The 11,176-nt window shown below is 51.3% G+C and carries 12 protein-coding genes, 2 tRNA genes and 2 rRNA genes; 12 read left to right on the top strand and 4 right to left on the bottom strand.

The features are described from left to right. The first annotated feature begins 11 nt into the window (after positions 1-11). From rrf (EVJ26_RS09970) to EVJ26_RS09960, 3 genes are all read left to right on the top strand, one after another. A 5S ribosomal RNA gene (rrf, locus tag EVJ26_RS09970) occupies positions 12-127 on the top strand. A 117-nt stretch (positions 128-244) separates the two neighbouring features. Then, positions 245-360 (top strand): 5S ribosomal RNA (rrf, locus tag EVJ26_RS09965). A gap of 118 nt (positions 361-478) precedes the next feature. Further along, on the top strand, positions 479-1,417 hold the full coding sequence (locus EVJ26_RS09960; RefSeq protein ID WP_131469533.1) for a coiled-coil domain-containing protein: 939 nt from the start codon (positions 479-481) through the stop codon (positions 1,415-1,417). 9 nt (positions 1,418-1,426) lie between these two features. Here the strand turns inward: EVJ26_RS09960 and EVJ26_RS09955 are convergent, their stop codons facing one another. After that, positions 1,427-1,804, bottom strand: a complete 378-nt coding sequence (locus EVJ26_RS09955) for an HIT family protein (RefSeq protein WP_131470362.1) — start codon at positions 1,802-1,804, stop codon at positions 1,427-1,429. 51 nt (positions 1,805-1,855) lie between these two features. Between EVJ26_RS09955 and EVJ26_RS09950 the strand changes: the two genes are divergently transcribed. Beyond that, a complete protein-coding gene (locus EVJ26_RS09950; protein WP_131470361.1) occupies positions 1,856-2,500 on the top strand; it encodes a uridine kinase family protein in 645 nt (214 codons plus the stop codon). On the opposite strand, the gene EVJ26_RS09945 is transcribed toward EVJ26_RS09950, so the two are convergent. Continuing rightward, entirely contained in the window at positions 2,495-3,277 is a 783-nt protein-coding gene (locus EVJ26_RS09945) for a sporulation protein (protein ID WP_016509933.1), read from the bottom strand. The genes EVJ26_RS09950 and EVJ26_RS09945 overlap by 6 nt on opposite strands. A gap of 141 nt (positions 3,278-3,418) precedes the next feature. Here EVJ26_RS09945 and EVJ26_RS09940 point away from each other — a divergent pair. From EVJ26_RS09940 to EVJ26_RS09905, 8 genes are all read left to right on the top strand, one after another. Beyond that, positions 3,419-3,495 (top strand) — tRNA-Met (locus EVJ26_RS09940). 25 nt (positions 3,496-3,520) lie between these two features. Beyond that, a tRNA-Met gene (locus tag EVJ26_RS09935) sits at positions 3,521-3,597 on the top strand. A gap of 105 nt (positions 3,598-3,702) precedes the next feature. Then, positions 3,703-4,152, top strand: a complete 450-nt coding sequence (gene tsaE / locus EVJ26_RS09930) for a tRNA (adenosine(37)-N6)-threonylcarbamoyltransferase complex ATPase subunit type 1 TsaE (protein WP_070328987.1) — start codon at positions 3,703-3,705, stop codon at positions 4,150-4,152. After that, entirely contained in the window at positions 4,149-4,805 is a 657-nt protein-coding gene (gene tsaB, locus EVJ26_RS09925) for a tRNA (adenosine(37)-N6)-threonylcarbamoyltransferase complex dimerization subunit type 1 TsaB (RefSeq protein ID WP_131458176.1), read from the top strand. The genes tsaE and tsaB overlap by 4 nt, the downstream gene beginning before the upstream one ends. Next, entirely contained in the window at positions 4,798-5,259 is a 462-nt protein-coding gene (rimI, locus tag EVJ26_RS09920; protein WP_131470360.1) for a ribosomal protein S18-alanine N-acetyltransferase, read from the top strand. Before tsaB ends, rimI begins: the two co-directional genes overlap by 8 nt. Further along, positions 5,256-6,278: a tRNA (adenosine(37)-N6)-threonylcarbamoyltransferase complex transferase subunit TsaD gene (gene tsaD, locus EVJ26_RS09915; RefSeq protein WP_131470359.1), complete on the top strand. Its 1,023-nt coding sequence runs from the start codon at positions 5,256-5,258 to the stop codon at positions 6,276-6,278. Before rimI ends, tsaD begins: the two co-directional genes overlap by 4 nt. A gap of 13 nt (positions 6,279-6,291) precedes the next feature. Then, entirely contained in the window at positions 6,292-6,858 is a 567-nt protein-coding gene (locus tag EVJ26_RS09910) for a hypothetical protein (protein ID WP_071399028.1), read from the top strand. Positions 6,859-7,448: 590 nt separating this feature from the next. Further along, positions 7,449-8,405, top strand: a complete 957-nt coding sequence (locus EVJ26_RS09905) for a DUF2599 domain-containing protein (RefSeq protein WP_131470358.1) — start codon at positions 7,449-7,451, stop codon at positions 8,403-8,405. 380 nt (positions 8,406-8,785) lie between these two features. Here EVJ26_RS09905 and EVJ26_RS09900 read toward each other — a convergent pair whose 3' ends face one another. After that, entirely contained in the window at positions 8,786-9,193 is a 408-nt protein-coding gene (locus EVJ26_RS09900) for a hypothetical protein (RefSeq protein WP_233589699.1), read from the bottom strand. Further along, positions 9,190-11,091, bottom strand: a complete 1,902-nt coding sequence (locus tag EVJ26_RS09895) for an ABC-F family ATP-binding cassette domain-containing protein (protein ID WP_131458182.1) — start codon at positions 11,089-11,091, stop codon at positions 9,190-9,192. The genes EVJ26_RS09900 and EVJ26_RS09895 overlap by 4 nt, the downstream gene beginning before the upstream one ends. Positions 11,092-11,176 lie beyond the last annotated feature (85 nt).

The raw sequence follows: 11,176 nt of genomic DNA, 5'->3' as shown, positions 1-11,176 counted from the left end.
ACAATCCCTTGTCTGGTGGCGATAGCGAAGCGGCCACACCCGTTCCCATGCCGAACACGGAAGTTAAGCGCTTCAGCGCCGAAAGTAGTTGGGGGTCTCCCCCTGTGAGGATAGGACGTTGCCAGGCCATATGAAGGACGACCAAGCACACGCTTGGTCGTCTTTTTGTTTCATATATAATAAAACAAACTATTTTTAGAAAAAGCGTTGACTTTTTAATTAAACAGCGGTATTATAATACTTGTCTGGTGGCGATAGCGAAGCGGTCACACCCGTTCCCATGCCGAACACGGAAGTTAAGCGCTTCAGCGCCGAAAGTAGTTGGGGGTCTCCCCCTGTGAGGATAGGACGTTGCCGGGCAATATGAAGGACGATCAAGCACATGCTTGGTCGTCCTTTTTTGTCGTTCATTTGAAACTTTATGGCGGATTTTATCGTACAACGAGACAAGGGTTACAGAAGAAAGGGAGTTACCACTATGAATGAATTATATGAACGCCAGTTGATACTTCAACAGCGTCTCGCTGAACGAGACCGATTAGCTCGTAAACTGAAGACTCTCGACAAACAAATTGTCGAACATGAGACCGTACGAAAACAGTTGCTCAATACATTCACGAAAGAACAGCGTGATGTCTATGACTTAGAGACATTCTCACTCGTCAATGCGTGGCTTAAGCTGCGTGGAACGTTTAGCGAGCAACGTACGATTGAACTAGAAGAGGCGGCCCGGGCAGAATTCAAGCTACGAGAACACGAGGCGATGATTGATGAGTTAGTGCTTGAGCGTCGTGATTTGTATGAAACCTTTAAGGCATATAACGGAATCGATGTAAAATGGGAAGCGTTTATAAAAGAAAAAGAAGGTCACCTGAAGCAGGATCGTGACGTAAGAGAAGCGTTATACCGTCTCACGAATCAACAGGTAGAGACGACCGAAGCGATCATTGAATATAAAGAAGCCATTGCAGCTGGAAAGGATGCGCGAGCTGCCATTTCAAAGACGCTCAAACATCTCGATAGTGCGAAGAGTTGGTCGACATATGACACGTTCTTCGGAGGAGGCTTGATTGCGACAGCGATGAAACATGACGCGATCGATGCTTCTGAACGGAAGATGCATGAACTCCAATCCGCACTTGAGCGTTTCGCGCGTGAATTGGCTGATGTGAAAGGAGTCGTCAGCGGCTTGCACATCGAACGTGGATCACTCATTCAGTTCGCTGATTACTTCCTCGATGATATCTTTTCTGAATGGACGATGCACGGACGAATCAATGATTCACTCGACAAGGTAAACGGACTCGATCGCGAGATCGCCAAACTGATTGAGAAAATGACGCGAGATGTCGAGCGTATGGAACGACAACTCGAAGACATGGAAGAGAAACGGAAACAGCTCATCATCACACGATGAGCTGTTTGATCATTCCGGCCGCTTCAGCCAGTGACGTAACCCTTTGCCGGCATGTGGTCTGTCTGCGTAGCGCGGGATGATGTGCAAGTGGGCATGTGGAACTGTCTGATTGGACGCTGTACCGACGTTCCAGCCAAGCGTATAGCCGTCAGGACCGTACGTCTCCTCGAGGAAAGACTTGGCGTCATGAAGCAAGGTGTATGTATCGCTCCATTCCGTCGGTGTTAACTCAAACGTTGTCGCCCGATGCTGTTTCGGGACGATGACACCAGAACCGACAAGGACGTCTTGTTCGCGGTCATGCATCAGAAAGTAGCACGAATCGTTCTCAGCGATGATGCGTTGGGACGGGTCGAGATGTGGACGACAAAATAGACAGTTCGACATTGGATTGGTACACTTCCTTTCTGTGTATAGTGTATCAAAGGGGGATTTATTATGGAGCGATTCATTGATCAAATCATCGATCAAATTGATCTGAACGAACGGACGCTCATCGGGATTTCGGGTCACGGGGGTGCCGGGAAGACGACGTTCGCCAAACAGTTACAAGCACGTCTAGGTGAGGTCAACTACATTAACACCGACCCGTATATCACGGACTCGACGCTTCGGAAAAGTGCGATGATCGACTATACGATCGATGGGAAGGTGCATCACTATAAGATGACGGCCTGTCATCCGGCGGCGCATCACTTGTTGTCGCTCGAGCGGGACGTCCGGATGGTACGGGAAGGGGTCGGGTTTTATACGATGGATGTTCCGTATCTCGAACGGACGTGGATCGATCCCGAGAAGCAGGTCACCATCGTCGAGGGAATGAGCGTCGCCTTTCTCGATCTAAAGTATATGGATATATCGGTCTACCTATATACAGATGGGGATACGGAGTTCGCCCGACGCGCTGCCCGTGACATAACGGAGCGAGGGATGGAGATGGAATACTTGAAAGCATCGCATGAAGAACGGCGTCTGCAATACGAGCTGTTCATGCATCCGTATCGCGACAACTTTCAAACGATCGTCTCGATCAGTGGTGACACGTGGACGATTGAGAAAAGTCCATACAAAAACCGCTCATGAAGAGCGGTGGCTGCGTAGCGTATCTTGGATCCCGAGTCCGAGGCGGTCTTGTTCGTGCTCGAGTTGTTCCCAGGTGAGGGATCGGTGCCGGAGTTCGACGTCGGTCGCCATCGAGTCGAGCGTGCGCTGGCGTTCGATATTGTCGAGCCAGTAATAGACGTCGACCCCATTTTCATCCATGCGCCAGAATGATTTCACGACCTCGAACTCATCGGCCCAGTCGCCGACGGGCTTGAACCCATACTTCTCGACGAACGGATAAGGTCGTTCTTCACCGAGCGGATCGATGACGTTGCGGACGAACATGAGCTCGAGTCCGGCGTGCTCGGTTGCTTCGAGTAATCGTTTCAACTCAGGGAGTGGTTCGATCTCGATGTTTTCGACGACGTCGAACCATACGCGTTTACCATCGGTGTCCCAAACGGTCGCTTCGACACTGTAAGGGGCGCCCGATGTCGATGGGGCATACATCGTCAAGTCGAACGTGAATGGGATGTGTTCTTCTGCCCCGGGCTCAAGCACGGCCGTGAGGCGAATCGGGACTTCCTGAATGTCGGCCTCGCGGTTGAATTCGTTACCTTCAAGCGTGATGTCTTTGAACGTCGTCAGGAAGTTGAGCGTCAGTTCATGCAGACGGATCACTTTTGACGTCGGGTTCAAGACGCGAAGCGTCCCGTGAACGGTCTGCTTCGGCACGAACGGGATCGTATGGAAATAAACGGACGCATCTAACTCGGAAAAGAACCATTTTTTAAAGCGGTTACCCCATTTCGACATGTCGGTCGCGCTCCTTTTCTGTTAATAAAGTTACACTCCTTTAAGTGTTCCCGATTCTAATTTCCAAAAAACATTAAGAAAAAGGTTGCATTTTATAACAGTCTCGCTTATTATAGAGGATGTCGAAACAATTCAAATCGTCGCGGGGTGGAGCAGTCTGGTAGCTCGTTGGGCTCATAACCCAAAGGTCGTTGGTTCAAATCCAGCCCCCGCAACCAATTTTTATTTAATTTCATATGTCGTCGCGGGGTGGAGCAGTCTGGTAGCTCGTTGGGCTCATAACCCAAAGGTCGTTGGTTCAAATCCAGCCCCCGCAACCAATTTTTAAATGAGATAGCGAAACGATGACGTTTCGTGTTTTTTTTTGCCTAAAATTGAGTGTACAATGAGTACGTATCGCTAGAATCGACTAAAGGAGAAACATCATGTATACATTGATTACCCATTCCGCGCCAGAGACGCAGGCCGTAGCGGAAAAGCTCGCCGCGCTCGTCAAAGCGGGAACGGTCATAACGCTTAACGGGGACCTCGGTGCCGGCAAGACGACGTTCACCCAAGGGTTCGCCAAAGGACTCGGCGTGACGCGTAACGTCAACAGCCCGACGTTCACCATCATGAAACAATACCAAGGGCGCTTGCCGCTCTACCATATGGACGTCTATCGTCTCGAGGACACCGGGGACGATATCGGTCTTGAAGAATACATCAATGGTGACGGCGTCGCCATCGTCGAATGGTCGAACTTGATCGAGTCGTCGCTACCGACCGAGCGCCTCGCGATCACGATCGAACGGACAGGCGACGAGGAACGTTCAATCACGTTCATACCGACTGGTGAAGCGTATGACACGCTCGTCAAGGAGGTGCTCGCATGAAGCAACTGATGATCGACACGGCGACGACACGTCTGTCCGTCGCCCTCAGTGAGAACGGAAGCATCCAGGCAGAAGCGACGGTCATGGTCTCGAAAAACCACGCCGTCACGCTCATGCCGATGATCGAACAGCTCATGGCGGCCGTCAAATGGACACCGACCGAGCTCGAACGCATCATCGTCACGACGGGACCTGGGTCTTACACCGGCATCCGCATCGGCGTGACGACGGCAAAGACACTCGCTTATACATTGAAACTCCCGCTCGTCGGCGTATCGGCGCTCCGCCTCATGGCGGCGGCCCCGAACACCGAACTTCCGGTCGTGTCACTCATTGACGCGCGTCGCGGCAACGCCTATATCGGGCACTATCAACAAAACGCACAAGTCACGCCGGACCGTCATGCCTCGGTCGCTGATTGGCTACAAGCGAACATGACGGGACCGTTCGTCGTCGTCGGTGACGTCGAGCCGTTCCGTGACGTGCTTGCAGCATATGACTATACAGAAGCGCCGGCCGCCCACAGTTATGGCCGGGCCGGAGATCTCGTCGCTTTAGGTGAAGCGACGGCGGACGTGCACGCGTTCGAACCGGAATACCTTCGTCTCGCTGAGGCCGAGGCAAAATGGCTCGAGGGACAAAACAATGGCTGACATCAAAATCCGTCGGATGAACTGGCTCGATGTCGAAGAAGTCACGAAAGTTGAAGAGGCATCATTCGCGACCCCGTGGACGAAAGAAGCGTTCATGAACGAGATGCTCAAGAACGAGCAGGCGATTTATTTCGTCGCCGTCCATGAGCGCCGCATCATCGGGTTCATCGGCGTCTGGCAAATCGTCGACGAAGGGCACATCACGAACATCGCCGTCTTGCCAGAATACCGGGGCCAAGGCGTCGGCAATATGCTCCTCACGCAGCTCGTCGAGTTCGCTCGTTCGAAGTCACTCGAAGCGCTCACGCTCGAGGTGCGCGTGTCAAACATCGGCGCCCAAAAATTATATGAACAGTTCGGCTTCGAGAACGCTGGTCGCCGGAAACGATACTATCAAGACAATAATGAAGACGCCTATATTTACTGGGCGAAGTTAGGAAGTGAATCACTATGAACACATCGCTCATTCTCGCGATCGAGTCGAGCTGTGATGAGACGTCGGTCGCCCTCATTCGTGACGGCAAGACGCTCTTATCGAACGTCGTCTCGTCGCAGATTGAAAGTCATAAACGGTTCGGCGGCGTCGTACCTGAGGTCGCCTCGCGTCACCACGTCGAGCGGATCACGTACGTCATCGATGACGCACTTAGCGAAGCCGGTGTGACGATGGATGACGTCGACGCGGTCGCGGTCACGCAAGGACCAGGACTCGTCGGTGCCCTTCTCGTCGGGATCAGCGCGGCCAAAGCGCTCGCGTTCGCCCACAGTAAACCGCTCATCGGTGTCCATCACATCGCCGGACACATCTATGCGAATGAACTCGTCGAAGAGATGCAGTTCCCGCTCGTCTGTCTCGTCGTCTCAGGTGGCCACACCGAGCTCGTCTACATGCCAGAGCACGGTGTGTTCGAAGTCATCGGTGAGACACGTGACGATGCGGCTGGTGAGGCGTACGACAAAGTCGCCCGCACGCTCAGTCTCCCATATCCAGGTGGCCCGGCCATCGACCGGTTGGCAGCTAGCGGGGAAGATACGTATAAGTTCCCACGCGTCCGGCTTGAGGCCGGCAGCTTTGACTTCAGCTTCAGCGGACTCAAGTCGTCCGTCATCAACGCCGTCCATAACGCCGAACAACGCGGTGAGACGATGATCCCAGAAAACTTGGCGGCGAGCTTCCAAGCGAGCGTCGTCGAGGTGCTAGTGGAGAAAGCGATCCGTGCCGTGAAAGAAAAAGGCGCGAAGCAGCTGCTCGTCGCCGGTGGGGTCGCGGCGAACCGCGGGCTCCGGGCCGCCCTTAAGGAAGCGACGGAACGGGAAGGCATCCGTCTCGTCATCCCGCCGCTCAATCTGTGCGGGGACAATGCCGGTATGATCGGTGTCGCGGCGCATCACGCGTATGTGCGCGGCAAGCGCGATACACTGGCGATGAATGCGGTTCCTGGGTTATCCTTAGAAGACAGCATGACAGTCTAGGGGGAACAGAGAGATGACGAAACGTATCATCATTGGAGGGCTCATCGTATTGCTCGTCGTTGCGACGTTTTTGCAAGTACGTGAGATCATCCGCGCTTATAATATCGCTTATGTAGAAGAAATCGTCCCAGAAGAGACGCGGGTCCGTTCGCTGACGGGCGCTGATACGCTCGAAGGCATCACCCGTGTGACCGGTGAGAACACACTCATCGAGACGCTGTATGGTTATAAGAATCTAGAAGACCAAGACATCAAGAGCGTCATCGTCGTCGACCGTAACCTCGGCGTGCAGCCGAAAGCGAGCGACGCCTATTACGAGCTCTTCCCGGGCCGTGAGGCGACCGAGGAAGAAGCGGCCAAGTTCGATGCGCTCGTCAAAGAGTTCGACGAACAACAACTGTTCGCGCAAGTCATCTCGGCCCATGAGGCCCGTTATGTGACGAATCGCGAAGAGACGCTGACGTTTTATAAAGTGTTCGTCCGCGACGTCGATACGAACGAGTACGTCTTCTTTATCACGGAAGACGGTATCAAGCTCGACTTCCACACGCGCGGCTTCCAACCGCTGCGCTACTTCTAAAAAAGGCTCACAGAAACGGATATTGTCCGTCTCTGTGAGCCTTTTTCATTTGTCTTCGATGAAGAACGTGACGACGAGAAAAGAACTGCAACTACGGTAGACTTTATAGAAAATGCGCCAAGTGAGTATCGATAGTCAGCCGGCCAATAATATGTGCGCATGGATGGGACGCAATTCATAATCCATCAAGCGGATATTTTTAGTCTACTCCATTGATTTCACCTACTTTCTGTTGTTCGTTTACATAGTCTATCTGACAGTCGGATGAACCGGGCTCGTCACTTTATGGTGATCTTTTTAATAGTGGACTCTGGATGAAATTATAATCACAAAAATGGGAAATGGTTACTTTGAGGGCCATAAGCCTAGTATATTTTTCATGACCTAAGAAAATTGTTGTACTATTGTCCTTTTTGTTTTGATAAAAAAGACATCTAGAAAATTGATTAGCAATCTTGAATACTATTAGAGTGGTGGGAAAGACATGGGCAGAATAGAGAAAACAGATGATTGAACTGCCGATATTTGTCTTTTCCCAAAATATAAAGCTTATATAGTAGGGGGACACAACGTTAAGTAAAGGTTTTATAATGAAAGCATGTATGAGTAGTTTGGCTTTATTTACAATACTGGGGACAGCACATCCAGCTTACGCATCTACAGGGGGGAGCGAATCGAAATTGCGTCCAGACGCAGAAGTAGATTCGATTGAAGAGGATCGTTTAGTAAACGATACGGATCAGCTTAATGAAATTGAAGTATTTTTCACTAATCCATCAGTTACGATGACGAAAGAAAGTGATGAGTTTAGTATTATACATGAAGACTCAAATTTAGAATTCGATAAAACAGAAGAAGGGAAAGTGATTTTCAGAAACAAAGAAGAACAGTATTCTATTGAAAATGTGGCTTTAGTAGGAGGTGTCCAAATCCTCTACAACATTGAATCAACTGAGTCGCCAAAAGAATATGTCTTAGATTTAGACATTACTGAAGGTAGTCGAATTATTCACGAAGATGGAGAGTACAAAATTGTGAATGAAAAAGGTGAGGTAGAGGTCTTCATTGGCTCCCCTTGGGCGAAAGACAGTAATGGAAACGAAGTCGAAACATATTATGAGATTAAAGACCAACAGTTGATCCAACATATTGATTATGAAGGAACGGATTATCCTTTAGTCGCTGATCCATTGTTCTGCTCGGATACAATCGATAATACAGCGTCGAAGTATACGGACTCTAATACTTTTTCTGTATATCCACGGACATGTGCACGAACGTATATTACAGCTAGCTATACTTTGGGTGGCGCATTATTAGGCGTTTTTGGGTCAACTGCCATCGGAAAACAGATGTGGTCTGAAGTTGTAGCAGACGCTTCGTATCAAGCGACAAGTACGGCAAACCGCCCGAAGCTCAAAGATCAATTTATCTGTCATGCAGTTAACCCGACTACGATTTGGAAATCATCTTGGAATCTAGATACGAATCGACCGGATGTTTCATTGTTGGATACGTATAAAGCACTTTGTAATCCAGACTATTAAAGGCGAGGTAAACTATGAACATTCAATACTTTGAACCAGATTCGTTATTTTTCATTGTAATCGCGTTGCTAATCCTCTATCCAATCCTTCTTTTAGTAGGGGTGACTACGAGTAAAACAAATCTTATTGGAAAGATTATTTACGGTATTTCAGCATTCTTTTATGCTTACGTGATTTGGTATAGCTACAGCCTAGGCATTTACTTAGACGAGATGTCTGATCCGGCACAAGATGAAGTCATCTTTGGTAGTATAGGATATTTCCATTTAATTTTGTTGGCATTCCCCTACATCTTTTTAACGATGGGTTTTACGTTCAAACAGCATACTCGATCATAATAAAAGAGCGCCTTCCGCTATACGCGGATTGGCGCTCTTTCGTCAGTTTTTCGGTTGTCGATAATTATTTCGATACCACATATTCACCCGGCTCACGACGTAGACGATAAACGCGAGCACCCACATGAACAGCGTCTCTCGATAAAAGTGGCCCCAGACCGAGCCAGGCGCATAAAAGCTATGCACCGTGACATCGATCGGCCAAATGACAAGCCGGATGAACAGCGTGCTCATAAGGAGACCGCTGAACAGGCTGATGATGATACCGGACCATGTTTGGATGATAAACCCGACGACAATCGGCAGGAAGTAAAATAAAATGATTGGGACGTTCGTCGCCTCGCCACGGATGAGTTCCGAGATATACTCGGTCCCGCTCGGCACGATGTAGACGAATCCGGTCAGGAACGCATGCATCCAATCGATCCGCATGGCACGGGAACGCATCATGAATGGAGTTCCTCCCATTCTGCGAACAGTTCCGTGATCGACTCTTTCGTCGCGTCGGACTCGGTCGACAGTTCTTGGGCGCGAGCGAAGTCGTTGAACACGTCCGGTTCGCACAACAGCTGCTCGATTTCTTCTAGCCTCGCTTCGTGGCGCTCGATCGTCAGCTCGATCTCTTCGACCCGCTGCTTCAACCGGCGCTCTTCGCGCTGCTGTTCTTTGTCGGCGCGCTGCTTCTTGACGACGACTTGTTTCGTCTCCTCGCGGGCGAGCCGGGCGAGGTCCTCGAGCTCTTCTTTCTTCTCGACGTAGTACGAGTAGTCGCCGAGGTACTCATCGATGCCGTTCGGCGTGATCTCTAAGACACGCGTCGCGAGCCGGTCGATGAAGTAACGGTCGTGGGAGACGAACAAGATCGTCCCGGGATAGTCGACGAGCGCGTTCTCGAGGATCATCTTCGAGTCGAGGTCCAAGTGGTTCGTCGGCTCATCCAAGACGAGCAAGTTCGGTTGCTCGAGCTTGAGCTTGGCGAGCGTCAGCCGGGCCCGTTCGCCGCCGGATAGTTCTTGGACGCGTTTCATGACGTCGTCCCCGCTGAACAAGAACTGGCCGAGCAGACTGCGGACTTCTTGCTCGCGCATGAGCGGCCAGTCGTTCCAAATCTCATCGATGACGCGGTTCGTGTCCGACAAGTTCTGTTGTTCCTGGTCGTAGTAGCCGATCTCGACGCCGGTACCGTAGCGGATGTCACCGGTGAGGGGTGGTTGTTGTTTCGTCAACACTTTGAGGAGCGTCGATTTGCCGACCCCGTTCGGGCCGACGAGGGCGACCGACTCGCCGCGCTGCAGTTGGAAACGTAAGTGTTGTGCGATCGGTTCCTCGTAGCCGATGGCGAGGTCGCTGCCGCTCAACACATCGTTCCCGCTTTGACGTTTGATCGAGAACGACAACACCGCGCTCCGTTCGTCACCGTCCGGCACGTCCATACGGTCGATCTTCTCGAGCCGCTTGCGGACGCTTTGGGCGCGTTTCGTCGTCGTTGCCCGGGCGATGTTCCGTTGGATGAAGTCTTGCATCTTGGCGATCTCTTCTTGTTGCGACTCGAACTGCTTCTTCTCTTGCTCGTAAAGCGCGGCCTTCTGCTCGAGGAACTTTGTATAGTTCCCGACGAAGCGGCGGCTGCGGTTGCGTGACAGCTCGTAGACGACCGAGACGACGCGGTCGAGGAAGTAACGGTCGTGGGAGACGATGAGGACGGCACCTTTATAGCCGCTCAAATATTTCTCGAGCCAGCTGAGCGTCTCGATGTCTAAATGGTTCGTCGGCTCATCCAAGATGAGCAGGTCCGGGCTTTGCAGGAGCATCTTCGCTAAGGCAAGACGTGTCCGCTGTCCGCCTGAGAGCGTGTCGATCCGACGTTCGAAGTCGTCCGGGTAAAACCGCATCCCGTGCAAGATCGAGCGGATCGTCGCTTCATACTGATAGCCGCCGCGGTCTTTGAACGTGTGCTGCTCCTCGTCATACGCCGCGAGCAGACGCTCGTAGGCGGCCGGGTCGTTCAAGATCCGCTCCGAGCCCATGTCTTGCTCCATCTGGCGGAGCGTCTTCTCTTGTTCGATCAAATCGGTGAAGACGGTGAGCATCTCGTTCCACATCGTCTCGTTCGATTCTAACCCCGAGTCTTGGGCGAGATAGCCGATCGTCACGTCTTTTGGCTTCATGATGTCGCCCGAGTCATAATTGTACTCGCCGGCGATGACTTTTAACAGCGTCGACTTGCCGGCGCCGTTGCGGCCTACGAGGGCGACGCGTTCGCCTTCTTGGATTTCTAGTTTGACATTCTCTAAAATCGGCTCGACGCCGAACGATTTGGATAAGTTGTTGACTTGCAGTAGGATCAAGTGAAAAAACCCCTTTCTCTCTGTTTAGTATACTTTATTTCTTCCCCTTTTCAGGTATATTCATTGAGTGCTTATGTGAATTCGT

It is taken from the genome of Exiguobacterium sp. SH3S1, assembly GCF_004337105.1.
GTDB classification, from domain to species: domain Bacteria; phylum Bacillota; class Bacilli; order Exiguobacteriales; family Exiguobacteriaceae; genus Exiguobacterium; species Exiguobacterium aurantiacum_A.
This window is presented reverse-complemented; position numbering and strand designations above follow the sequence as displayed.

Excerpts from the sequence above, each read along its gene's own strand:
- tsaB (WP_131458176.1), top strand. The coding sequence starts at position 4,149 with ATGAAGCAACTGATGATCGACACGGCGACGACACGTCTGTCCGTCGCC.
- EVJ26_RS09910 (WP_071399028.1), top strand. The coding sequence starts at position 6,292 with ATGACGAAACGTATCATCATTGGAGGGCTCATCGTATTGCTCGTCGTT.
- tsaD (WP_131470359.1), top strand. The coding sequence starts at position 5,256 with ATGAACACATCGCTCATTCTCGCGATCGAGTCGAGCTGTGATGAGACG.
- EVJ26_RS09960 (WP_131469533.1), top strand. The coding sequence starts at position 479 with ATGAATGAATTATATGAACGCCAGTTGATACTTCAACAGCGTCTCGCT.
- EVJ26_RS09945 (WP_016509933.1), bottom strand. The coding sequence starts at position 3,277 with ATGTCGAAATGGGGTAACCGCTTTAAAAAATGGTTCTTTTCCGAGTTA.
- rimI (WP_131470360.1), top strand. The coding sequence starts at position 4,798 with ATGGCTGACATCAAAATCCGTCGGATGAACTGGCTCGATGTCGAAGAA.
- EVJ26_RS09900 (WP_233589699.1), bottom strand. The coding sequence starts at position 9,193 with ATGATGCGTTCCCGTGCCATGCGGATCGATTGGATGCATGCGTTCCTG.
- tsaE (WP_070328987.1), top strand. The coding sequence starts at position 3,703 with ATGTATACATTGATTACCCATTCCGCGCCAGAGACGCAGGCCGTAGCG.
- EVJ26_RS09955 (WP_131470362.1), bottom strand. The coding sequence starts at position 1,804 with ATGTCGAACTGTCTATTTTGTCGTCCACATCTCGACCCGTCCCAACGC.
- EVJ26_RS09950 (WP_131470361.1), top strand. The coding sequence starts at position 1,856 with ATGGAGCGATTCATTGATCAAATCATCGATCAAATTGATCTGAACGAA.
- EVJ26_RS09905 (WP_131470358.1), top strand. The coding sequence starts at position 7,449 with ATGAAAGCATGTATGAGTAGTTTGGCTTTATTTACAATACTGGGGACA.